Here is a 22,989-nt window from a genome sequence, read left to right as displayed (position 1 = left end):
AAAAATATAAATATAGAGGAGCTGAATTAAAACAGTATTTCTTCGGATTTTATTTACGCAATACCGGTAAGCTAATCTCTGATAACTGCCGTTTTAATTCAGCTCCTTTTTTTAATAAATCAGCATCCAATCTGAATTTTATCAACAGGGTAGCTGTATGTTCCTTTTTTTCTGCGCTTCATGGTAAGTGCCATTGCAACAGTAAGCGGTCCCACTCTTCCAAGAAACATAGTAAGAGAAATTAATATTTTTGAAATAGGCGTAAGTACCGGAGTTATGTCCAATGACAAACCAGCTGTTCCAAAAGCAGAAATCACCTCAAAAAGCAGAAGGATAAATTTTTGATTTTTTTCTATATAACTCAAAGTAAAAACAATAACAAAAATATAAATTATAGATATAAAAACTATTGCAATTGCTCTGTTAAATACTCCCCAGCTTATCTCCCTCTTATGAAATTCGATGTTTTTTCTGTGTGAAAGTGTAGTATAAACACCAAGTGTAATTACGGCAATTGTTGTTGTTTTTATTCCGCCGCCCGTAGAACCCGGAGAAGCGCCTATAAACATAAGTATCATATAAAATATAAGAGTAGGCTTTCTCATATGTATCAAATCAAGGGTCTGAAAACCGGCTGTTCTAATACTGACACTCTGAAAAAATGAGAGCAGAAGCTTATCGTGAAAAACAAAATTTTTCAGTGTATCAGGATTTGACATTTCAATTAAAAGTGTTAAAACGGTTCCCAAAATAATAAGAATAAGTGATACTATAACAGATAATCTGGCAGTAAGAGTAAGACGGATTCTCTTTTTATCACTTTTAAATTTTGGAAAAAGCAGTGTATAAATACTGTTTAGTGTGGTAAAACCCAGACTTCCCAGAGTTATTAACATTGGAATAATGAGATTTATGGGAATATTAGTTCTGTATTCGCTGAGACTGCCGGGGAACAGCGAAAATCCCGTATTACAAAATGCAGATATTGAATGAAATACTGCGTAGTAAACAGCTTTTAAAAAGCTGAATTTTTTTATGAAAACAAAAAATAAACAGAATGCGCCGATAAATTCTATTAGAAATACTATTTTTATAAGGTTTTTTATATAAGACTGTATATTAAAAAGTGTATTGTAATTAAGATCCTTTTGTATGATTTTTTTTGCAGTATAGTCTATTTTATGGGTCAGGAACAATACTATTACAGATGAAAAAGTCATTACCCCTAATCCGCCAAGCTGGACAAGTATAATTAAGACTGTTTTTCCAAATAGAGTGAATGTGTAATTTATATCAGTGATTACAAGACCAGTTACAGTTACAGCCGAAGTAGCGATGAATAATGAGTCTATCACAGAAGGTCTTTTCCCGGGAAAACTTGCTACAGGGAGACTGAGTAATATAGTTCCTATAATAATTATGAAAAAGAATGAAAGTATTAAAACAGAATACACAGACATTCTTTTTTTCTTTTCTGCCACTAATTTCCTCCAGTGTTGATTTTAATTTTTAATATTATACAATGAAATCCAATACTTTTCAATTCTTAATAAAAATCATACTGAGCAGTTCCCGCGGATTGTTACTTTTTGCTGAAAAACAGGGGAGATTTTTTGAATAGGATAAATATTTACCGTTTTTCAGGACTTTACTTTACTTGTAAATAAAAATTTCCATGGTAAACATATAGTACTGGAAAAAAGGAGGGGAGTAATATTCTGAATGAAAGACATATAAAAATACTGGATATATTAAATGTGCATAAGGACACCGACGTAAAATTTTTAAGTGAAAAGCTGTACACTGTCCCGAAAACAATAAGATACGACATAAAAAACCTGAATCATTATCTGAAAAAATATAAGCTGCCCACTATAGAAGATAATAAATATCTAAGGTTTCAAAAAGGTTTTAAACTTGAAAGTTTTTTGAAGAATATGGAGATAACAGATTATAAATTTTCTGAAAGGGAACGGACGGAATTTATAACAGCGCGAATATTATTCAATACATTTGAGAAACTTACAACGGAAAAATTTGCTTTTGAGCTGGGAGTCAGTGAGCTCACAATAAAAAAGGATCTGAAAATCCTGAGGGAGGAGATAAAAGCCAAAGAACTGGTTTTGCATTTTGATAAAAAGAAAGGTTTTTTACTGACCGGCGATGAGGAAAAAATCCGTCAAAAACAGCTGAAATACTATGTAGACTACAATATAGACTATAGCAGAAATAATACAGAAACAATTCCTGATTTTCTGAAATTTGAAATAAAAAAAATATTGATAGATTACAAAAAGAATATAGATACCGAGAATTTATATAAATATGTGGAAAATTTGAGCAGCTGTCTTGACAAAATAGTATCAAACGAAGCACATGAAGTGTTGGTCTTATACATCATGATACTTGTAAAAAGACTTCAGACAGGAAACCATACACAGGAAAAACAGATTTTAAACGAGTATCTTCTTTTGACTAAAGAATATGAAGTAGTCAGTAATTCGATAAATCAGCTGGAAAATAAGTACAAAATATCAATTCATAAAAATGAAGTATTGAAAATAGTGGATTACCTTCTGGGAAGCCATACATATAATTTTGACTATTCATTTTATGAAAACTGGGTGGAAACAGAACTGCTTGTAAGAAAGATAATAAATGAAGTAGATAAAAATACAGAAATAGAAATAACAAAAGACGAGCTTCTTTATGAGGGACTTCTAAACCATATAAAACCTACAATATACAGAATAAAAAACAATATATTCTTTCCCGGTCTTGTTTTGGAAGAGATAATCAGCACAGAAAAAGAGCTTTTGGAAACAGTGAGAAAAAGTCTGACAGAACTGGAAAATTATATAGGATGCAAAATAAGCAATATAGAAACTGCATTATTTACAGTCCACTTTAAGCTGGCTATAGAAAGGGCAAAGGAAAAACAGGTGAAGATATACAGAATACTTCTTGTGTGCAGTACGGGATACGCTACGTCAAATCTTTTGTCACAGCAGCTTTCGGCTGAATATAACATAGAGATAGCAGAATTAATACCGTATTACAAAGTGTTTGAGTATGATTTTTCCAATATAGACCTGATTATTTCCACAATAGATATAGAGAAAAAAATCATAAAAAAAAATATAAATATAATAAAAGTGGGAGTGGTTTTATCTGATTCAGACAGGAAGAGTATTCGGGATGCAGGAGTAAATAAGAGAGTGTCAAAAATAAAACTGACTGAAATATTGGAAATACTAAGAAGTTCGGAAAATTTTCAAAATATGGAAAATCTTGGGGATTCATTGATAAATAAGTTTGGAGGGAAAATTCTGGATGACAGGGAAAACGGCGGATATACCTCCAAAGAAAGACTCAGCAGCTTTCTGACACTGGAAAATATAATGGTTTCAGACGAAGAAGCAGACTGGATCAAAACTGTTAATACAGCCGGCGGGATTTTGCTGAAAAACGGTTATATAAATGAGGGATACATAGACAATATAATCGGCAACATAAATAAAAACGGAGTTTATATGGTTTTGAAAAATGAATTTATACTTTTGCATGCAGAGAGGCAAAATAATGTATTCAGGACAGGAATTGCATTTTTAAGAAAAAAAATTCCTGTGGAATTTCCGGGAATGTATATGGTAAGAAACATACTTGCTATATCCTGTCATTCAAAAGCCGAATTATCAGGATCATTTGAGGACATATTAAAACTTTCGGAAAATACTGAGTTTTTGAAGGAAATGGAAAATATCCGGGATAGTGAAGCAGTTTTCAGCCTTATAAAAAAGTATACTGAAATTTAGAAGGAGAGATAAAAGTGAGACTACTAGACAAAAATTTTATAGAATTAAACGTGGAACAGAACAGCAGGGACAGTTTACTAAAATATATGGGCGGGAAACTGCTTGCGGAAAATATAGTAAAAGAGACCTATCCACAGGCAATAGTAGACAGGGAAAAGGAGTTTCCCACAGGAATATTATGCAGAAATATAAGCATAGCAATTCCGCATACTACGGGAGAACATGTAAATGAACCTAAGATTGCTGTTGCGGTACTGAAAAATCCCGTGGAATTCTGCATGATGGGAGAACCGGCGCAGAAGGTAGAGGCTTCTGTAATAATAATGATAGCAATTAATAATCCTGATATGCAGATAGATTTTCTCCAGAAGCTGGTAACAGTTATTGAAAATCATGAATTATTATTAAATGTAAAAAATGCTGCTTCTATAGATGAAGTATATGAATTACTGAGTTTTTTAAACGAAATAAAATAAAAGGAGTGAGAATCATGGCTAAAATCAACGTTTTATCAGTATGCGGTTCAGGTACTGTTACTTCTTCAATGCTTTCTGCAAAAATAAAAGAACATTTGGGGAAACACGGGTTTAATGTAAATGCCACAGAGGTAAATCCCGGAGGAATAGAAACAGCTCTTGGATCGGGAAGCTTTGACTTTATTGCTTATACATGCCCGATAAAAGATGTTTACGGAGTTCCTATAGTAAGTGCAATGGGATTTCTTACCGGTTTCGGCGAAGAAGAGTTTATTGAGGAAGTACTGACAATTTTGAATTCTAAAGGATAAGGAGGATTTTTATGTTTTTTCAGACTTTGAAAAGTATTTTTGACACCTTTGGGCCTGCAATATTTGTTCCGGCAGTTTTATTTATAATAGCACTGATAATGAAAGTAAATGTCAAAAAAGCATTTAATTCTGCACTGCTTGCCGGTGTTGGTCTTACAGGATTTAATATGCTTATAGGGGCTTATATTCCTGTAATAGTTCCTACAGTACAGAAAATGGTAGATATCACAGGAATAAATCTGCCGGTTATAGACACAGGATGGCAGGCTTCGGCAATAGTGGGATATTCTACCAAAATAGGAATGATCTTTGTAGGGCTGGGTCTTTTATTTCAGGCTGTGTTATTTCTCCTTAAATGGACAAATATATTCATGCCCGGAGATCTTTGGAATAATTACTCATACATGCTTTGGGGTTCAATGCTCTACTTTGTAACAGGGAATCTCTGGCTGTCACTTGGCTGTATGCTTGTAATGAACCTTTATACACTGCTTCTTGCCGAGGTTGTCCAGAAAAGATGGTCAAAATATTACGGATATCCGAATTGTACAATAACAGCACCGCATCATATTGAATCAGTACCTTATGCTATAGTTATGGACTGGATATTAAATAAACTCGGAGCCAATAAAATAAAGCTTGATCCGGAAAATCTGAAAAAAAGACTCGGACTGCTTGGGGAACCTATGTTTTTAGGGTTGATTCTCGGACTTTTTCTTGGAATTCTCGGAAATCTTAAAGATTTGGGACAGCTGGCTTCATGGGGAGAAATTGCAACAGTGGGAATAAGTACAGCGGCAGTTTTGGCTATTTTTCCAAAAGTAGCAGGAATATTTGCCTCAGCATTTCAGATTCTGACTGAAGCATCAAGAGGAACAGCGAAAGCCGGAGGAAAATCAAGAGAATGGTATCTCGCGATAAATGATGCAGCGGGATATGGAGAGCCTGCCACGCTGATTACAGGAATAATGTTAATTCCTATAATACTTGCAGCGTCATTTCTTCTTCCGGGGAATAAAACACTATCCGTTTCTGGATAAGGAAAAACTGGAAAAAGAAGGACTTGGGGATGTGGAGCTGGTATCACTGGAAGAGTTGTTCAAAAACTCTGATATTATATCACTGCATATCAGACTTACAGATCAGACAAAAAACTTCGTTAATATGGGGTTATTGTCGCTTATGAAAGAAAATGCCTATCTGATAAATACAGCAAGGGCAGGAATACTAGATGAGGAAGCACTGATAAAGGTTCTTGGTGAAAAGAAAATAGCAGGAGCAGCATTAGATGTATTCTGGGAGGAACCGATTCCTGAGAATCACCCTATATTAAAGCTGGATAATGTTACCCTGACTACACATATAGCAGGAGATACTGTAGATGCAATACCAAAGGCGCCAAAACTTCTTGTGAATGAAATGAACGAATTTTTGAATAATGGAAAAATGGATATGATAATAAATCAAAAAGCAGCAGAAAATTTTAAATTATAGGAGGGAAATATAAAAATGATTTTACAAAAAGAGAGAGAACTTATAGTGGAATACGGGAAAAAACTGATAACACACGGACTTACCAAAGGGACAGGGGGGAATATAAGTATCTATAATAAAGAAGAAGGTTTGATGGCAATAAGTCCCAGCGGAATAGATTACTTTGAGACAAAGTCTGAAAATGTAGCAGTGCTTGATTTATACGGAAAGCAGGTAGACGGGGATAAAAAACCTTCAAGTGAATATTTTATGCATAGAATATTCTATAGAGACAGAGATGATGTAGGGGCGGTAGTACATGCACATTCCACATATTCCGGAGTATTGGCAACACTGCACTGGGAAATAGAACCTGTTCATTATCTTATAGGATATGCAGGAAAAAATGTAAAGTGTGCTCCTTATGAACTGTTTGGTACAGAAGAACTCGCACAGGCGGCACTTAAAGCAATGGAGGACAGAAATGCATGCCTTCTTGCAAATCATGGTTTGCTGGCAATAGGAGGAACTGTGGAGTATGCTTTTGATACAGCTGAAGAAACAGAGTTTGTGGCTGAATTATATTATAAGGCAAAATGTGTAGGTGAGCCGATTCCGTTGAAACCAGAGGAGATGGATGAATTTCTTGAAAAATTTAAACCTTACGGGAAAAAACTATAAATTTTAGATAATTGTAAATAAAAGGAGCCGGCGGCAAAGATAATTAAAAACTTTGCTGCCGGCTTTTTATAGTTAATAAAGTTATTTCAAATTATATTTCTTTTTCCAGTCTTCTATAGATGAAATAGTAAGAGTATTTTTCTTGAAATCCCATACAGAAATATAGTCAGCAGAAATAACAGAGTATGATTCAAGGTTAAGCATGGAAGCATAAAGTCTCAAAGTACACAAATCAGTAGGGGTGATAAATTCGCTTTTCCCTTTAACATGTGTATGCACTGCAGAAACAGCATCTTTCATCTCCGGAAGTGCCGTATTCTGAACTACCATACTGTTATGAAAAGCTTCAGTATTTTTCAAAGTATAGTCATCATTAAAAGTAAGGAGAAAATCGTTGCCCATGATAAGAATATTATCAAGCGAAGGACCTGTTAGAATATAAGCTTTTTTCTCATTATTTTTTATAATAGGTATTATATTTGGTGATGTATTTGAATAAAATTGATAAAAAGATGTATTTTTCATCTCTTTATATACACTCTCACGGATCAGACGAAGTTCATTTTCAAGTTTAGTCAGCTTTCTCTCTTTTGAATCAATTTTCGCATCTCTTAATCTTGCATGAATATCAAAAGTAAAAACGGCAATTGTCATCGGGACAGGGTCTTTTGTGTAAAATACTGATGTTATAGTATTGTTGTCAGAGAGATATGTGACATAACCACCGAGATTTTTAACCTGTTTTGGAAATTTTTCAGAAAGCATGTCAGTACCTACCCATGCTCCGCGTTCCAACAGATAAAGTTCATTTGCCTCTGCCATAATTTGTTTTGCCTGATTGTCCAGATATTCTCTGCTGTATTTTTCTCCCGCAAATACAACAAAAGAAACAGTTAATGCTAATAATAAAATAATTTTTTTCATAAAAACTCCTCTCTTTAATTTTTTATATTATATAAGAAAAATTAAGTAAAATCTACTCTAAAAATATTATCTATTTACCAAATACAGAAGAAAATAAAAAAATCTTTATCCTTATAAAACAACATTTTAAAACAAAAATTTAATTAAATACTCAAAAATCCTAAAAAGTTGTGATATAATTAGTAAAAAAGTAGAGGATCAGCATATGAAAAAATTATTATTGGTATTATTTTTTTTAGGTATAACATCACAGTATAAAAGCGGCCCGCTGGTACGTATATCAGATTATGACCATGATATTTATTATTCCAAAGGAATTGACGAGACAATAAAATATCTGGAAAATATGACTAAGGTGGAAAGCAGCAGAAAAGCTCTTTACCATGCTAAGATGGGTTATTATTACTATGAGGAAAAAGATTACAGGAATGCCGAAAAAATGCTGAAAAAAGCACTTTCGGAAGATCCTGAAATGGAAGAAGTATATCTTAAGCTCGGAGCGCTTTACACTTTGCAGGGACAGAGTGCAAAGGCACTGGAATATTATCTTGCCGGAACAAAGCTGAAAGAAAAATATCCTGATATGTTTTTTGGTGCAGGTGTTTCATATTTTGATATGGATAATTTTGAAAAAGCTGCTGAATATCTGGAAAGAGCCGTTAATATGTATAAAATGGAAAATAAGGAAGAACAGCTGAACAGAGCTGTTATACTGCTTTATTATTCATATGATTCTATTGGTGATGATGAAAAAATGGAAAAGTTTCTGAAAAGGGCAATTGAGCGGGATATTAACAAAGCTGTTTTTTCCAGAAAGCTTTCCGAGTTATATTATGCACAGGGAATGAGCAAAACTGCCCTCAGATATATACATATAGGAATGAGGGACGAACCTGAACATCCTGATAATTATTATCTCGCAGGAGTTCTGTATTATGAAACAAAGAAGTATAAAAAATCGGAAGAGTATTTTCGTCAGGCAGTGAAATTGTACAGTGATGAAGGAAATGATTCCGGAATAGCGCGTGCTTATGACGGAATTTATTATATAAAAAATTATTCGGGAACAAAAGATGAACTTGAGGAATTTTTGAAAACATCAATAGGAAATAATGTAAATAAAGCTAATTTTTGTTCACATCTGGCAGCTTTTTATATAAAAGAAAGAAGATTCAGTGATGCTTTAAAGTATAATCTTGAAGGAATAAAGGCAGATTCATACAGTATGGAGAATTATTTCGGCGCCGGAATAAGTTACTATTATAAAGGTGAGCTGGATAATGCCGTGAAATATTTTGAAGAAGCGGCAAAGCTTTATCGTAAAACAGATAATAAGGAATATTTAGGTGAAACGTATGCTTTTTTATATAAAACCGCCATAGAAAATAATGACGGGGAAAAAGCCGCAGAAGTAGAAAATGCTGCAAAAAATGATCTTGGAAGTATGGAATGGGAAAGAAAGAAAAAATAAATAATATACAAAATTGAAATAAAGGAGAGAGATATGAAAAAAATATTTTTTATTATATTATTGGTATGTATGGTTTTATCATGTGAAACAACTAAAAAGGAAGAAGATATACCTGAAGATCTGAAAATTTATCAAACATCAGGAATAAAAGAAACAGTGGCTTATCTTGAGAAAATGGGAAGGGAAGAGCCGCTCAATAAGGCGTATTATTTAGCTAAGACAGGATATTATTATATAGAAGATAAAGATTATGAAAAGGCTGAATCTATATTGAAAAAGGCCTTGGAAATAAATGAGAATGAAGGTTTTGCATATAATGAACTTGGTTATTTGTACAGTATTCAGGATAAAAGTGATATGGCTTTGGAAATTTATATAAAAGGAACAGAAAAAGATCCTGAAATGGCGGGAAATTTCTATGGTGCAGGTGTTATGTATTCAAATATGAAAGAATACGCAAAGGCGGAAAGTTATCTGGAAAAGGCAATTAATCTTTATAAAAAAGCCGATGTAGATGAGAAGGCTGATAAAGCAGCCAGACAGCTTTATTTTACATATCTGGATCAGGGTGAGAGGGAAAAAGCAAGGGATTTTCTCAGTACATCTATTTCAAAAGGTCTAGATAAAGGATATTTTTACAGCCAGCTGGCAAATTTTTATTTTGAAGATAAAGAATTTGACAATGCACTAAAGAATAACCTTAAAGGTATAAAAGCCGATCCTGAGGAAGCAGAAAATTATTTTGGTGCTGGTGTGAATTATTATTATAAGAGGGACTTTAAACAAGCATTGAAATATTTGGAAAAAGTAGTGCCTATGTATAAGAAGGCAAATAATCTCAGCTATCTTGGCGATGCCTACGCATATCTTTACAAAATAAATATAGAAGAAGGAAATAAAGAAAAGGCAGATGAAATAGAGAAGGCAGCTAAACAGGAACTCGGGAAAGAAAACTGGGAAAAGATAAAATTTTAATAAAAATAATTATTATCATATTTTTACCGAAAATTAGCTGTAAAAAAACTTTTCAGTTAATTTTCAGGTATATGGAATCTTTTCAAAGTATTATAAATATGGTATAATAATCAAAAAATGTGGAGGTAATTTTTGTGGCAGGACATAGTAAATGGGCTAATATAAAGCATAGAAAAGGCAGACAGGATGCCCAAAGAGCCAAGGTTTTTACTAGAATAGGAAAAGAATTGACTATAGCAGCTAAGCTCGGCGGCGGGGATATTGGTTTTAACCCGAGACTGAGACTGGCAGTGGATAAGGCGAAAGCAGCAAATATGCCTAAGGATAATATGGAAAGAGCTATTAAAAAGGGAACTGGAGAACTGGAAGGCGTAGACTATCAGGAGATCAGATATGAAGGATACGGACCGGGAGGAGTGGCTTTTTTAGTAGATGTGGTTACAGATAATAAAAACAGATCTGCATCAACAGTAAGAATGAATTTTTCAAGAAATGACGGGAATTTGGGAGAAACAGGGTCAGTGTCTTTTTTATTTGACAGAAAAGGTATTTTTGAATTTAAAAAAGACGGGATAACTGAAGATGTACTGATGGAAACTGCACTGGATGCCGGAGCTGAAGATGTAGTGGAAAAGCCGGAATCATGGTTGGTAATTACTGATTCCAATGATTTTGATGCAGTAAAAGAAGCATTTGATACTAATAAATTAGTCTATGAAGAGGGGGAAGTAACTATGCATCCCGCTACGGAAATAGAAATTACCGATCTTGAGACAGCAAAAAAACTAATGAAACTTTATGATGATCTGGAAGAAAATGAAGATGTACAGGAAATATACAGTAATTTTGATATTGCAGATGCAATCATGACAGAGTTAGATGCTTAAAATATATAGGAAAAAGATAAAAATAAGGAGGAAGAATGAAAAAAGTAATCATTGGATTATTTTTCTTAGCTTTTTTGGTTTCATTTTCGGATTCGGGGTTTGAACCGGATGAGCCAAAATATGGAATTAAATTAATGTATGGTAACGGATATAAGTCAACACTTCAAAATCTGGTTATTGACTGGGATTATAACAGAGATCCTGCAAAGACATCATTAGTAGGATTATCAGGGGAAAAATATTTATGGACAAACATATGGAACGGATCACTTGATATCAGTGCTCAGGCTGGATTAATATATCATCTGGAGAATGGTTATCAGGATGACTTCTTTCAGTATAATGCAGGAGTGAAATTTACATGGAAAAAATTTCCGTGGTCTAAATATGTAAGAACAAAGGTATATGTACTGGAAGGTCTGTCTTATGCGAATAAGATTCCTTATCTGGAAAAGGAAAATCTTGATTTTGAAGGTAAAGAGCATTCTAATTTTCTGAATTATCTGGAATTTGGAATAGCAGTGAATCTGAGAGATATCACAAGAATAGAACCGCTTGATGATTTTTACGGAGGCGTGGGAATCTCACACAGATCCGGTATTTTCGGTCTGATAAACGGAGTGCATGGCGGCTCTAATTATGTGACGTTTTATCTGGAAAAAGAATTCAAATAAAATATAGACTCTCTAATGACGAAAAGGTTCTTAGGGAGTTTTTAAAATAATAAAGAAGGTGAGAATAATGACATATAATTTATTGTTTAAAAATTTAGACGAATTAAAAATAAAAGGACTGGGGAAAGCCAATGTTTCTAAATTGAATAAATTAAATGTCCGTACATTATATGATCTCCTTTATTTTTTCCCCAGAGCTTATGAGGACAGAAGCAACAGCAAGAACATAAACGAAGTTTTAGGTGATGAATTTGTGGTTTTAAAGGGAAAAATACTAAAAGCCGCGAATAATTATATAAAAGGCGGAAGGTATATGTACCGTGCCTGGCTTGGTGATGATACAGGAGTAATAGAACTTACATGGTTTAATAACAGATTTGTCCAGAAAAATATAAAAATCGGCGATGAGATGATTGTTTACGGAAAGGCGAAAAAGGGAATGAGGATGCAGATAGTTAATCCTGAGTATAAAACTGCTGCTGCAGTTTCGTTGGTTCCCGGAAGTCAGATACTTCCTATATATTCATCTACTTCATCATTAAAACAGGGAGATCTCCGGAAGATAATACACGAAGCTATACTGAATTTCGGCTATCTGCTTGAGGAAAATCTGCCTGAGGAGCTTATGAAAAAAGAGAAACTTATTCCAAGGAAAGAAGCTGTAATTAATGTTCATTTTCCTGAAAGTGAGGAGCTGAAGCAAAAAGCCCTGCGGCGGTTTATGCTTGAGGAAATTTTTCTGCTGGAAATGGGAATACTGCAAAGCCGTTTTGAAGTAGACAAGGCTAATAAAGGGCTGTATAAGATAGAGAATAATAAGGAACTGGTGAAGCAGTTTATAAAAGAACTCCCTTATGAGCTTACAAAAGCACAGAAAAAGGTAATAAAAGAAATTTACAACGAGCTGGTAAAAGGAAAGATACTAAACAGACTTATTCAGGGAGATGTAGGTTCGGGAAAGACTATAGTATCACTTATTATGCTTTTGTATATGGTGGAAAATAATTATCAGGGAGCAATAATGGCACCCACTGAAATACTTGCCACACAGCATTATCTCGGGATAGTGGATGAATTTAACAATCTTAATGTACGTGTGGAACTTCTCACAGGAAGTGTCAAAGGAAAGAAGAGGGAAAAGCTTCTGAAAGAAATAGAGGCGGGTCTCGTGGATATAGTTATCGGTACACATGCACTTATAGAAAATGATATAATATTCCACAGTCTGGGACTTATAATAATAGATGAGCAGCACAGATTCGGCGTGGTGCAGAGAAAACTGCTGAGAGACAAGGGGGAGCTTGCTAACCTTATAGTTATGAGTGCTACGCCAATACCGCGTTCTCTTGCTCTTACCATATACGGAGATCTCGATGTTTCTGTTATTGACGAGCTACCTGCCGGAAGAAAGCAGATAAAGACAAAGTGGATCAAGGATCAGGAAGAAAAAAATATAATGTATGATTTTATCAAAGAAAAAATCAGAGAAGGAAGACAGGTGTATGTTGTTTCTCCTTTGATAGAAGAGAGCGAGACACTCAATGTAAAGTCTGCGGAATCTACATTTGAAGAATATTCAGAGATTTTTCAGGGGATGCAGATAGCTCTGATTCACGGAAGAATGAAAAATAAAGATAAACAGGAAGTAATGGAAAAATTCAGAAAAGGAGAACTGAATATTCTTGTATCTACCACTGTAATAGAAGTAGGGGTAAATGTGCCTAATGCCACAATTATGGTTATTAGAGATGCGCAGAGATTCGGGCTTTCCTCTCTTCACCAGCTTCGCGGCCGTGTAGGGAGAGGAGAATACAGGTCATACTGTTTTCTGGAATCTGAGACTATTAATGAGATATCTGAAAAACGTCTGGAAATAATGGAAAATACAATAGACGGATTCAAAATTGCCGAAGAAGATTTGAAATTAAGAAACTCGGGAGAGATATTCGGTACGAAGCAAAGCGGGGTATCTGATCTTCTTCTTACAGATATTATAAAAAATATAAAAGAAATAAAGTATATAAGGGATTTTGTTTTGAAGTATCTTGAAGAAAATAACGGATATGTGGAAAATGAATATTTGAAGAGCGATATATACAGAAAATTTCATGAAGGTGAAAATCTGATAAAATAAAAAATATAAAATTCAATGTTTGATTTATTGAAGTAAGTATCAAATAACAAAATGATATTTTACAGAATGGAGAAATATGAAAAAGTATTCGGCTGATTTAGGGCTGTTATTGGTAGGGTTTATTTGGGGTACAGGATTTATAGCGACTAAAATAGGTTTAGACGGCGGAATTACTCCGTATTATATGATGTTTCTCCGGGCAGCATTTGCATCAATATTTATGAGTATGATCTTTTTCAGGGAGATTCGTAATGTGAGCAAAAGAGAGATTTTGGCAGGAGTTCTTCTGGGAGTATTTTTATATCTCGGTTTTTCATTTCAGACTGTGGGTCTGGTGTACACAACTGCATCTAAAAATGCTTTTCTTACAGCTGTAAATGTGGTTTTGGTGCCGTATTTATACTGGATGTTTTATAAGAAAAGACCTGATATATTTGCTGTTTTGTCAGCAATACTGTGCCTTGGCGGAATTGGTATGCTAAGTCTTACAGGTACAGATTTTTCGCTTAATAAGGGTGATGTGCTTACGATGATTTGTGCTGTGTTTTTTGCATGTCATATAACATTTACCGGAATATTATCAAAAAAAGTAGATGCAATAAGACTGAATCTGGTTCAGATGTATACCATGACTGCATTTTCATTTATTACATGTGTATTTAACGGAAGCATAACATTGAATGTAACTCAGACACAGTTTTTGGCAGTATTGTATCTCGGGATTTTTTCCACAGGAATTTGTTTTCTGCTTCAGACTACATGTCAGCAGTATACAACGCCGGCAAGAGCCTCGATACTTTTATGTACTGAGTCATTGTTCGCACCTGTTTTATCATTTCTTATACTGCATGAGGTATTGACACCAAAAGCAATAGCAGGAGCAGCTCTTATTCTGCTTTCTGTTATAGTATCAGAGACAAAACTGGGGTTCGGAGCGAAGAAGAAACAAAATAATTAGAAAAAGTATTTTAATAAAGGAGAATTAATGAAAAGGTTTTATATTTTTTTAGTATTTGTAATATGTATTTGGAGCGGGTTTGCAGAGAATGTATATTATGTGGAAAAAGACGGGACGGTTTTGAATCTTGGGAAAAGTGAAAAGACATCTGTTATTAATGAAAGAGATATGCTTGAAAACGGCGGAAAATTTTATGTGAACGGAAAAGAAAATAAAACTGAAGGTGAAAAATACAAAGCTGCTGTTATGAGTTCCACAGGTTATATTCTTATGGATAAAATAACTGATGATATATGGACGAGTTATCCTGAGGGCAGTTATGTTGTTCGTATATATGATAAAGATAAACCATATGAGGTCTTGAAAGATTTGAAAATATTCGGCGGATTCGGCGGAGATGTGATTTTGGATAAGTATTTAGGCTATTTGGTTTTAAAAGACGGTAAGATGTATGATATGCCTGATCTGACAATTTTTTCCGGAGAAGACAGAGTAGATACCAATAATATTGATCTAAATAGTATAGAGCAGATCAAAAACAATTATTTTAAAGATAAAAATGGAATATATTCTTATACTTTTTCTGGTGAATATTCAAAAGAGCCGGATTTTCAAAAGGTAAAAGGTGCAGATGAAAAAACTTTTCAGGTATTAGATGAGAATTATGCTAAAGACGTGAAAAATGTGTATTATAAAAACAAAAAGCTTAATGTAAAAGATATTGACGGATTCAAGATTTTGAAGTTATGGAATACAGAGCCTATGGTTTTTACCATTGGTTACAGCAAAGACGGAGTATATTATGACGGAAAGAAAATAAGCAGTAAAGCTTTGAAAGGGAAAGCGGAGATCATGGGGAAAACTGTTTTTAGAGATGAAAAACAGGTTTATATTTTTCGTGAATACGACTCAAAGGCAAAGATAGAAAAAAGAGATATTCCGGTGAATGCCAGATATACAGTCTGGATTTTGGATGATGAAAACTATTATTATGATCCGTATTCAGATGTGAAAACCGCTAAGTTACAGGATTTTATGTGGTTAGACAGCGGGAGTTTATTTAGAAACGGCGGGAAGATATATTTCATATCTCCAATGTTTGGTATTATGGAATCAAAATTTGATACTAATACTTTTAAGCTGGTTTACAATAAAAATGAATATTTAAAAATTGCCAGTGATAAAAACGGTTATTATTTTTACAGCGGAGAAGATACAGGATATCAATTTCAAAAGATTGAAAATGAAAAAATAAAATTATTGAATAATACGGAAAATGTAAAAAGAAATTTATTTTATAATCCTGAAAATAAAAAATATTATATTCTTTTGGATGAGTATAAAGGTGATGTGGCAGAGCTTACAGGTATAAAACATGTAAGTGAAATATTACTGGATTCTTATATTATAGGGAAATAATCATAAGAACTGTTTTGAAAACATTTATTTTCAGAGCAGTTTTTTTAGTAATCAGAAATTTATGTAAAATACAAAATGTATTAAACTAAATATGGTTTTATGTTAGAATATAAAAGAATAACTAAACTATTTTTGATATAAAATTGGAGGTCTGTGTGGATTATGGGGAGAAAATTAATTAAAATATTTGATAAGTACATAAATGTATTAATTATTTTATGCTTATTTATATTTTGTTTCAGTATTGGTACAGCAGATGAAAAACAGGATAAATACAGAGAATTTACAGATAAATTTATGCAGTATGAGATGAGAGAGAATAATATTCCGGGAGTTGCAGTTGTTATAATTCAGAACGGGGAAATTGTTTTTTCAAAAGGATACGGATACGGAAATGTAGAAAATCAGACTAATCTCAGTGCCGAAGACTCTGTTTTCAGAGTAGCATCAATAGCAAAGCTTATCACAGCCGCCGCTGTAATGAAACTCGCAGAGGAAGGGAAAATTGATCTTGATGCACCTGTAAATGATTATTTGAAAAGATTTAAGATCAGTGATAAGGGATATAAAGAGCCTGTAAGAGTCCGCCATTTACTCACACATACAGAAGGCTTTACACAGAAAAGTATAGGCGGGAAAACTTTGGACTACACAAAATTGCAGGATTTAGGAAGATTTGTGGAAAGAACAATGCCCAAAAGATTCATAGAGCCGGGTGTGATAATAACGTATGGAAATCATGCATCAGCCCTTTTGGGTGTACTTATAGAGGATGTAACAGGGGAAACTTACAGCGAATATGTAAAAAAAGAAATTTTCAGTCCGCTTGGCATGAATGACAGCAGTTTCAAACAGCCCGTTCCCGAAAATATCAGAAACAAAAAATAACTGAATACCGTTATAGAGACGGAAGTTTTATGGCTGTTCCGGTTTCATATTCGCATATGGTTTCAGCCGGCGGACTGCACAGTACTGCTGCGGATCTGGCAAAGTTTCTGCTGGTTTTTCAGAATGAAAATTCTGTATTCAGAAAAGAAACACTGGAAAAAATGACAAAGGTGCAATATCGTCCGCATCCTGAATTATCAGGTGTAACCTATGGTTTTTTGGAACAGAGATATAAAAGTAATACATATTTTTATCGTACAGGGGATTCCGAGGGTGCAAAAGCAAAAATATTCTTACTGCCGGAGCAGAATACAGGGATAGTAATTTTAAATAACAGTGATTACAGCGAAGTAAGCAGTAAATTTATAAATGCTTTTTATGACAGATTTTATCCTGATGAGACAAGCTATACATATAAAAATCGTATAACAGAGGATACAAAAAAATATGAGGGAGTGTATGATTATGCACAATTTCCCAGAGATGATTTTACCAAGATATTCAGGATTTTTTTGGGTATACAGGTTATTTCAAATAATGACGGAACTATAACAGTAAAGTCTTTGGGTGAAGAGCCATTTGGAGATCTGGGGGGAGAGCAGATATTTTACCAGATAAAACCATTATTATTTAAAAGTATGGATAAAGAACAGTATATAGCTTTCGGCGAAGATGAAAAAGGAAAAATAACATATCTGTATTCAGGGTCAGGCTACCATGGTTCTTTCGTGAAGATACAGAATTGGTATCATAATCCGGTCTTTCACAAATTTTTATACTTAGGGTTCAGCGGTATATTTTTTATTCATTTACTGTATACGGGAATTCGCAAACTGATGAAAAAAGAGTCCGGCAGATATGACTTCGTTTCGGGAATTATTGATATTTTAAATATATTATTTTTGTCATTATATTTTCCTGCTGTTATGATAATAGGAATGAGTCCGGGAATGCCTGCATATTCACAGGGAGTAAATGCTTTGATGCTGGCAGTCTTTGCAATGCCGTTATTTGCTGTGATTTTGACATTAGCAGAGCTTATACTTATTTTTATACAAAAAAATAAAGCAGAATTAAAAAAACAATACTTTATAATAACTGTTAATATTTTATTTTTCATATGGATTATCTACTGGAGAGCAGTGTTCTGGTAAGATGATTCTCATGTATTCCGGAGATGATAAAAATATCTCCGGTTTTTTTATGCAAAAAAAATAATGTAATAAAATCATTGTACAATAACGGTATTTTTCAATATATGAAAAAATAATACGTAAAAAAAATTTGACTTTAAAAAAAAACGAGGTATATTATAATATAAAAATTGAAACGTTTTAAAAAAGTGGAGATGAAAAATAAGATAAACCATTCTATATAAAGGATTTTATAAATCTGTTACAAGAAATTATTCTTATTTTATTTTTGAAAAAAAATTGAAACGTTTCAAAAAAGGAGAAATTATGGGAAAATCTACTATTAAGGAAGTTGCTAAAATGGCTGGAGTCTCTATAGGAACAGTATCGAGGTACATTAATGGATTTTCTGTAAAAGAAAAGAATAAAAAACATATTGAGGAGGCGATAAAGAAATTAAATTTCGAAACCAATTATCTTGCGCAGGGTCTTAGAAGCAAGAAAACAAACTCAATAGGAGTCCTTGTACCGGATATAGGAGATATTTTCGTGACGCAGGTAATAGAAGGGATAGAAACAGTCCTGAATGAACAGAATTTCAGCACGATAATATGCAGTTCACAAAATCAGTGGAATATAGAGAGCGAAAAATTAGACTTTTTAAGGAAAAAAAAGGTAGACGGAATTATTCTGATGCCTACCTCTAGTATATATAAACATATAAAAGAATTTGAAAAGAACAACATCCCGCTAGTTCTCATAGACAGGATATTTGACAGAGTATCACTGAATGCCGTAGTCTGTGACAATGTTACGGGGAGTTATGAGGGAGTTTCAGAGATTATAAAAAGAGGGCATACAAAAATAGGTATAATAAACGGGCCAAAAACAGTCTATACTGCCAAAAACAGATTTGAAGGATATAAAATGGCGCTAAAGGAAAACAGTATTAAACTTGATAATAATTACGTGAAGTATACAGATTATACAGAACTGGAAGGCTACAGGGCAATTAAGGAACTGATGAGTATGAAAGAAAAGCCCACAGCTGTATTTGCCACTAACTATAAGACAACACTCGGATGTTTGAGATATATCTATGACGAAGGTTTGACAATAGGTGAGGATATATCACTTTTGGGATATGATCAGAGTGATCTTTTCAAAATGATAAAACCGCAGATATCGGTTATATATCAGCCTACACAGCTTATAGGAACAGAAGCGGCAAAAAGTATTCTGGAAGAAACAAATAACGGAAGTTCGGGGAAAAGCAATGTGAAAATACTGGAAACAAAACTGGTAATAACAGAATCTATAAAAAAATTGAAATAAAAACAGGAGGAAACAATATGAAAAAAATCTTATTAGTATTAATGGCAATGTTATTTATCTTTTCATGCGGATCAAAGGAACAGGCAGCAGGGAAAACAGAAGACAAACCTGCGGAATCAGGGGAAAAAACTTATACAATAGGAGTATCGCTTTTGACACAGCAGCACCCTTTCTATCTTAGTCTGAAAGATGCAATCGAAAAAGAAGCAGCGGCACAAAATGTAAAATTAAATGTTTCAATAGCAAATCAGGATTTAAATAAGCAGATTTCAGATATAGAAGATTTTATCACGAAAAAAGTAGATGCAATCATTATCAGCCCGGTGGATTCTAAGGGAGTTCTGGCAGCGGTGAAAAAAGCCGAGGCAGCTAATATACCTGTAATAACAGTGGACGTTCCGGCTATAGGAGTAGACGTAGCAGCACACGTGGCTACAGATAACTACACAGGCGGAAAAATAGCAGGGGAAGAAATGGCAAGACTTCTTAACGGTAAAGGTGAAGTAGCAATTATAGAGTACCCTACAGTAGATTCAGTAGTACAGAGAATAGAAGGATTCAAAGAAGTAATAGCTAATTATCCTGATATAAAAATAGTAGCAGTACAGGCAGGAATCACAAGACCGGAAGCTCTGACAGCAGCACAGAATATGATTCAGGCAAATAAAAATCTTGGAGGAATATTCGGATTTGGTGATGATGCGGCCCTTGCAGCAGTGGCAGCAGTAAAATCAGCTGGTAAAGAAGACCAGATAAAAGTAATAGGATTCGACGGAATGCAGGAAGCAAGAGATGCAGTAACTAAAGAAAAATCTTTTGTGGCAGTAATCACACAGTATCCTGGAGATATGGGGAAAATCGCAGTAGATACTACTTTAAAAATCTTAAAAGGTGAACAGGTAGAAAAGAATATACCGGTAACACCAGGAATCTTCACAAAAGAGGGAGAAAAAAAATAAATTGTGACGGAGGCTGTCCTGAATGGAATACATTTTGGAAATGAAGGGTATTACAAAAAGATTTAGCGGTGTAACAGCATTATCAAATGTAGACTTAAAGCTAGCAAAGGGTGAGGTACATACTTTGCTTGGGGAAAACGGAGCAGGGAAGTCTACACTTATGAAAATTTTGTCAGGGGTTTATACCCCTGATGAAGGACAGATAATATTAAAAGGTGAAAAAACTGATATAAAAAATCCCAAAGAATCACAGAATCTGGGGATAAGTATAATATATCAGGAATTAAGCCTGTGTCCGAATATGAGTATATCGGAAAATATTTTTGCAAACAGGGAACCAATGAATAATCTTTTTGTTAATTATAAAGAAATGACAAAAAAAAGTAAGGAAATACTGGAGTATCTTGATGTAAAAATGGATCCTTCGACTTTGGTACAGGAACTCAGTATTTCAGAGAGACAAATGATAGAAATAGCCAAAGCAGTGGCTTTCAAAGCTGATATAATAATTATGGACGAGCCGACATCTTCGCTTAGTCTGAAAGAATCTGAAAAGCTTTTTGAAATTATAGATAAGCTGAAAAAAGACGGTGTATCAATAATTTATATATCACACAGAATGGATGAACTTCTTAGAATATCCGATAATATAACAGTAATGAGAGACGGTGAATATATCGGAACAGTTCCCAGAGAAAAAGCAGATATTGACGGACTTATCAAGATGATGGTAGGAAGGGAAATGAAAGATATTTACCCTAAAAAAGATTATCCTACAGGAAAAGAAACTATTCTGAAAGTAGAGTCATTATCAAAGAAAGACTATTTTGAAAATGTAAGCTTTGATGTGAAAAAAGGGGAGATAGTGGGGTTCTTCGGGCTTGTGGGAGCCGGAAGAAGTGATGTGGCGAAGGCAATATTCGGAGTTGCTTCTCTGGATAACGGGCAGATTTTTATAAATGATAAAAAAGTAAAGATAAAATCTCCTGAAGATGCCATAAAGAATAAGATAGTATTTATAACAGAAAACAGAAGAGAAGAAGGAGTAGTTCTGGATAACGATGTAAAAGTCAATATTACCATGGCTACAATAGACAAAATAATAGGAAAGCTAAAACTTATTGATAATAAAAAAGAAGAAAACATTGCCAAAGATGAAATAAAAAATCTGAGAATAAAAACATCAGGGAGTGACCAGCATATAAGAAATCTGAGCGGAGGGAACCAGCAGAAAGTAATACTGGCAAAATGGCTGGAAACTAAACCGGATATATTGATTTTAGATGAGCCTACAAGAGGAATAGATGTAGGAGCCAAACACGAAATATATGAAATAATGAGAAGACTGGCAAGTGAAGGTGTAGGAATAATAATGATATCTTCGGAATTATCCGAGGTATTATTTATGAGTGACAGACTTTTTGTAATGAGAGAGAAAAAAATAGTAAAAGAGCTGAATCCGGAACTGACAACTCAGGAGGAAATAATGAGATATTCAACAGGAGGTGTAAACTTAGATGGAAATGATAAACTTTAGAAAAATATTTAAGATGTACGGGGGAATATTAATCGGTCTGATTGCTCTTATTATTGTATTTTCTTTCTTGTCGCCAAGTTTTAGAGAATTTAACAATATACTGAATATAATTCTGCAGGTATCAATAATAGCAATAAGTGCTTTTGGAATGACATTCGCACTGATAATAGCGGGAATTGATCTTTCTATCGGTTCTACAATAGCATTATCAGGAACGACAGCAGCACTGCTTTTGAATATGAAAGTTCCGTTTGCACTGGCACTGGTTTTGTGTCTGCTTATGGGAATTATTCTTGGATTTATAAATGGATTTCTCATTTCAAAGGCTGAAATTCCAGCATTTATAGTAACAGTTGCTACAATGGGAATATTCAGAGGAATTGCTTATATATTAACAGGGGGAGGACCTGTACAGATAGCAAATGAAAAGTTTCTTTATCTGGGAAATGAAAAATTATTCGGAATACCGTTTCCTATTGTTATATTAATTGTAGTATTTATTATTATGAACATAATTTTAGGAAAAACAAAATTCGGGAGACAGGCTTATATTATAGGCGGTAATGAAGAAGCAGCAATGTATTCAGGGATAAATGTAAAAAAGGTAAAGGTCTATATTTATATGCTTATTGGTTTCCTTGCCTCTTTGAGCGGAATTATTCTTGCTTCAAGACTGTATTCGGGACAGCCGAACTCGGCAACAGGATATGAACTGGATGCCATAGCTGCGGCAGTACTGGGAGGTACCAGTCTGAGCGGAGGTTATGGAACTATTACAGGAACATTTATAGGAGCAATAATAATAGGAGTTATTAATAACGGAATGAATCTTTTAAACATAACATATTTTTATCAGTTAATAGTAAAAGGACTGGTAATAATACTTGCAGTTTATTTCGATGTGCAGAGCAAAAAGAAGAAAAAATAAAATGACACAGG

21 protein-coding genes are annotated in these 22,989 nt (G+C 33.9%); 19 read left to right on the top strand and 2 right to left on the bottom strand.

Annotated elements, in window-relative coordinates; genetic code table 11:
• Positions 1-119: 119 nt before the first annotated feature.
• Positions 120-1,481: a potassium transporter TrkG gene (locus tag NK213_RS08590; protein WP_253348508.1), complete on the bottom strand. Its 1,362-nt coding sequence runs from the start codon at positions 1,479-1,481 to the stop codon at positions 120-122.
• Positions 1,482-1,757: 276 nt separating this feature from the next.
• Here NK213_RS08590 and NK213_RS08585 point away from each other — a divergent pair, with 276 nt between their 5' ends.
• From NK213_RS08585 to NK213_RS08560, 6 genes are read left to right on the top strand one after another with little or no spacing between them, the layout of a single operon-like run.
• Positions 1,758-3,815: a PRD domain-containing protein gene (locus tag NK213_RS08585; protein WP_253348507.1), complete on the top strand. Its 2,058-nt coding sequence runs from the start codon at positions 1,758-1,760 to the stop codon at positions 3,813-3,815.
• Between the two features lie 14 nt (positions 3,816-3,829).
• The gene (locus tag NK213_RS08580) at positions 3,830-4,291 is read left to right on the top strand and encodes a PTS sugar transporter subunit IIA (RefSeq protein WP_253348506.1); all 462 of its coding nucleotides are present in this window, start codon (positions 3,830-3,832) and stop codon (positions 4,289-4,291) included.
• A 14-nt stretch (positions 4,292-4,305) separates the two neighbouring features.
• Positions 4,306-4,602, top strand: coding sequence for a PTS fructose transporter subunit IIB (locus NK213_RS08575; RefSeq protein WP_012862969.1), 297 nt, complete (start codon positions 4,306-4,308; stop codon positions 4,600-4,602).
• Positions 4,603-4,613: 11 nt separating this feature from the next.
• Positions 4,614-5,642 (top strand): PTS transporter subunit IIC, encoded by a 1,029-nt coding sequence (locus NK213_RS08570; protein WP_253348505.1) that lies wholly within the window; start codon positions 4,614-4,616, stop codon positions 5,640-5,642.
• Positions 5,590-6,096: an NAD(P)-dependent oxidoreductase gene (locus NK213_RS08565; protein WP_256478683.1), complete on the top strand. Its 507-nt coding sequence runs from the start codon at positions 5,590-5,592 to the stop codon at positions 6,094-6,096. The genes NK213_RS08570 and NK213_RS08565 overlap by 53 nt, the downstream gene beginning before the upstream one ends.
• A 15-nt stretch (positions 6,097-6,111) precedes the next feature.
• On the top strand, positions 6,112-6,756 hold the full coding sequence (locus NK213_RS08560) for an L-fuculose-phosphate aldolase (protein WP_253348502.1): 645 nt from the start codon (positions 6,112-6,114) through the stop codon (positions 6,754-6,756).
• An 81-nt stretch (positions 6,757-6,837) separates the two neighbouring features.
• On the opposite strand, the gene NK213_RS08555 is transcribed toward NK213_RS08560, so the two are convergent.
• On the bottom strand, positions 6,838-7,680 hold the full coding sequence (locus NK213_RS08555; protein WP_253348501.1) for a hypothetical protein: 843 nt from the start codon (positions 7,678-7,680) through the stop codon (positions 6,838-6,840).
• Positions 7,681-7,885: 205 nt separating this feature from the next.
• Here NK213_RS08555 and NK213_RS08550 point away from each other — a divergent pair, with 205 nt between their 5' ends.
• The 13 genes from NK213_RS08550 to NK213_RS08490 all read left to right on the top strand — a co-directional run bounded on the left by NK213_RS08550 (position 7,886) and on the right by NK213_RS08490 (position 22,978).
• The gene (locus tag NK213_RS08550; RefSeq protein WP_253348499.1) at positions 7,886-9,151 is read left to right on the top strand and encodes a tetratricopeptide repeat protein; all 1,266 of its coding nucleotides are present in this window, start codon (positions 7,886-7,888) and stop codon (positions 9,149-9,151) included.
• Between the two features lie 33 nt (positions 9,152-9,184).
• The gene (locus NK213_RS08545; RefSeq protein ID WP_253348498.1) at positions 9,185-10,126 is read left to right on the top strand and encodes a lipopolysaccharide assembly protein LapB; all 942 of its coding nucleotides are present in this window, start codon (positions 9,185-9,187) and stop codon (positions 10,124-10,126) included.
• 134 nt (positions 10,127-10,260) lie between these two features.
• Positions 10,261-11,013 (top strand): YebC/PmpR family DNA-binding transcriptional regulator, encoded by a 753-nt coding sequence (locus NK213_RS08540; RefSeq protein ID WP_253348497.1) that lies wholly within the window; start codon positions 10,261-10,263, stop codon positions 11,011-11,013.
• A 35-nt stretch (positions 11,014-11,048) separates the two neighbouring features.
• Positions 11,049-11,687 carry a hypothetical protein gene (locus tag NK213_RS08535; RefSeq protein WP_253348495.1) on the top strand — a complete coding sequence of 213 codons (639 nt, stop codon included), beginning with the start codon at positions 11,049-11,051 and terminating at the stop codon, positions 11,685-11,687.
• Between the two features lie 67 nt (positions 11,688-11,754).
• Complete coding sequence (recG, locus tag NK213_RS08530) at positions 11,755-13,821, top strand: ATP-dependent DNA helicase RecG (protein ID WP_253348494.1); 2,067 nt, start codon at positions 11,755-11,757, stop codon at positions 13,819-13,821.
• A gap of 76 nt (positions 13,822-13,897) precedes the next feature.
• Positions 13,898-14,779, top strand: coding sequence for a DMT family transporter (locus NK213_RS08525; RefSeq protein ID WP_253348493.1), 882 nt, complete (start codon positions 13,898-13,900; stop codon positions 14,777-14,779).
• Between the two features lie 27 nt (positions 14,780-14,806).
• A complete protein-coding gene (locus NK213_RS08520) occupies positions 14,807-16,198 on the top strand; it encodes a DKNYY domain-containing protein (RefSeq protein ID WP_253348491.1) in 1,392 nt (463 codons plus the stop codon).
• A gap of 162 nt (positions 16,199-16,360) precedes the next feature.
• Positions 16,361-17,086: a serine hydrolase gene (locus NK213_RS08515; RefSeq protein WP_253348490.1), complete on the top strand. Its 726-nt coding sequence runs from the start codon at positions 16,361-16,363 to the stop codon at positions 17,084-17,086.
• Positions 17,087-17,115: 29 nt separating this feature from the next.
• Positions 17,116-18,240, top strand: coding sequence for a serine hydrolase (locus NK213_RS08510; protein ID WP_253348489.1), 1,125 nt, complete (start codon positions 17,116-17,118; stop codon positions 18,238-18,240).
• A gap of 306 nt (positions 18,241-18,546) precedes the next feature.
• The gene (locus NK213_RS08505; protein ID WP_253348487.1) at positions 18,547-19,554 is read left to right on the top strand and encodes a LacI family DNA-binding transcriptional regulator; all 1,008 of its coding nucleotides are present in this window, start codon (positions 18,547-18,549) and stop codon (positions 19,552-19,554) included.
• A 17-nt stretch (positions 19,555-19,571) separates the two neighbouring features.
• Positions 19,572-20,513, top strand: coding sequence for a substrate-binding domain-containing protein (locus NK213_RS08500; RefSeq protein WP_253348485.1), 942 nt, complete (start codon positions 19,572-19,574; stop codon positions 20,511-20,513).
• Positions 20,514-20,535: 22 nt separating this feature from the next.
• Positions 20,536-22,050 carry a sugar ABC transporter ATP-binding protein gene (locus NK213_RS08495; protein ID WP_253348484.1) on the top strand — a complete coding sequence of 505 codons (1,515 nt, stop codon included), beginning with the start codon at positions 20,536-20,538 and terminating at the stop codon, positions 22,048-22,050.
• On the top strand, positions 22,031-22,978 hold the full coding sequence (locus NK213_RS08490) for an ABC transporter permease (protein ID WP_253348482.1): 948 nt from the start codon (positions 22,031-22,033) through the stop codon (positions 22,976-22,978). The genes NK213_RS08495 and NK213_RS08490 overlap by 20 nt, the downstream gene beginning before the upstream one ends.
• Positions 22,979-22,989: the final 11 nt, after the last annotated feature.

The organism is Sebaldella sp. S0638 (genome assembly GCF_024158605.1).
In the GTDB taxonomy this organism is placed as follows: domain Bacteria; phylum Fusobacteriota; class Fusobacteriia; order Fusobacteriales; family Leptotrichiaceae; genus Sebaldella.
Note: the sequence above shows the minus strand (reverse complement) of the source record. Positions and strands in the feature narration are given on the sequence as shown.

What these genes read in the sequence shown, in the direction of transcription:
- NK213_RS08575 (WP_012862969.1), top strand. Translation starts at nt 4,306, where the DNA reads ATGGCTAAAATCAACGTTTTATCAGTATGCGGTTCAGGTACTGTTACT.
- NK213_RS08570 (WP_253348505.1), top strand. Translation starts at nt 4,614, where the DNA reads ATGTTTTTTCAGACTTTGAAAAGTATTTTTGACACCTTTGGGCCTGCA.
- NK213_RS08560 (WP_253348502.1), top strand. Translation starts at nt 6,112, where the DNA reads ATGATTTTACAAAAAGAGAGAGAACTTATAGTGGAATACGGGAAAAAA.
- NK213_RS08555 (WP_253348501.1), bottom strand. Translation starts at nt 7,680, where the DNA reads ATGAAAAAAATTATTTTATTATTAGCATTAACTGTTTCTTTTGTTGTA.
- NK213_RS08550 (WP_253348499.1), top strand. Translation starts at nt 7,886, where the DNA reads ATGAAAAAATTATTATTGGTATTATTTTTTTTAGGTATAACATCACAG.
- NK213_RS08545 (WP_253348498.1), top strand. Translation starts at nt 9,185, where the DNA reads ATGAAAAAAATATTTTTTATTATATTATTGGTATGTATGGTTTTATCA.
- NK213_RS08535 (WP_253348495.1), top strand. Translation starts at nt 11,049, where the DNA reads ATGAAAAAAGTAATCATTGGATTATTTTTCTTAGCTTTTTTGGTTTCA.
- recG (WP_253348494.1), top strand. Translation starts at nt 11,755, where the DNA reads ATGACATATAATTTATTGTTTAAAAATTTAGACGAATTAAAAATAAAA.
- NK213_RS08525 (WP_253348493.1), top strand. Translation starts at nt 13,898, where the DNA reads ATGAAAAAGTATTCGGCTGATTTAGGGCTGTTATTGGTAGGGTTTATT.
- NK213_RS08520 (WP_253348491.1), top strand. Translation starts at nt 14,807, where the DNA reads ATGAAAAGGTTTTATATTTTTTTAGTATTTGTAATATGTATTTGGAGC.
- NK213_RS08515 (WP_253348490.1), top strand. Translation starts at nt 16,361, where the DNA reads ATGGGGAGAAAATTAATTAAAATATTTGATAAGTACATAAATGTATTA.
- NK213_RS08510 (WP_253348489.1), top strand. Translation starts at nt 17,116, where the DNA reads ATGGCTGTTCCGGTTTCATATTCGCATATGGTTTCAGCCGGCGGACTG.
- NK213_RS08505 (WP_253348487.1), top strand. Translation starts at nt 18,547, where the DNA reads ATGGGAAAATCTACTATTAAGGAAGTTGCTAAAATGGCTGGAGTCTCT.
- NK213_RS08500 (WP_253348485.1), top strand. Translation starts at nt 19,572, where the DNA reads ATGAAAAAAATCTTATTAGTATTAATGGCAATGTTATTTATCTTTTCA.
- NK213_RS08495 (WP_253348484.1), top strand. Translation starts at nt 20,536, where the DNA reads ATGGAATACATTTTGGAAATGAAGGGTATTACAAAAAGATTTAGCGGT.
- NK213_RS08490 (WP_253348482.1), top strand. Translation starts at nt 22,031, where the DNA reads ATGGAAATGATAAACTTTAGAAAAATATTTAAGATGTACGGGGGAATA.